The organism is Salifodinibacter halophilus, assembly GCA_012999515.1.
GTDB lineage: Bacteria > Pseudomonadota > Gammaproteobacteria > Nevskiales > Salinisphaeraceae > Salifodinibacter > Salifodinibacter halophilus.
In genome coordinates this window covers 1-291 of sequence record JABEEB010000151.1, presented here as the reverse complement: position 1 = coordinate 291, position 291 = coordinate 1, and the positions used below count along the sequence as shown (strand labels likewise).

The 291-nt window shown below is 75.9% G+C and carries 1 protein-coding gene; it reads right to left on the bottom strand.

Translation table 11 applies throughout. The features are described from left to right. Positions 1 to 291, bottom strand: a 291-nt coding sequence (locus HKX41_11100; protein ID NNC24678.1) for a DUF2339 domain-containing protein, incomplete at both ends; no start/stop codon positions are given.

Below are 291 nucleotides of genomic sequence, written 5' to 3'. Positions count from 1 at the left end.
GCCAGGCGCAGTTCCACCGGCACGCGCATCCAGCCCTGGTCGCTGGCGTATTTGAGCAGCGCGGCGACGCCGGCCAGCAGCACCAGCATGCCGACCTTGACCGGCACGTTGCCTTCGGTGAACCAGCGCCGCAGCCAGCGCGCGGCGACGGTGAAGACGTCCGGCGGCGGCGGCGGCGGCGCGGCCGGGGCGAAGAACTCGCGCGGCAGCGGCTCGAAGCTCAGCGCCACCGCCGGCACGCCCAACGCGCGCGCGCGCGCCACCGTGTGGCGCACCAGCGCGCGATGACCC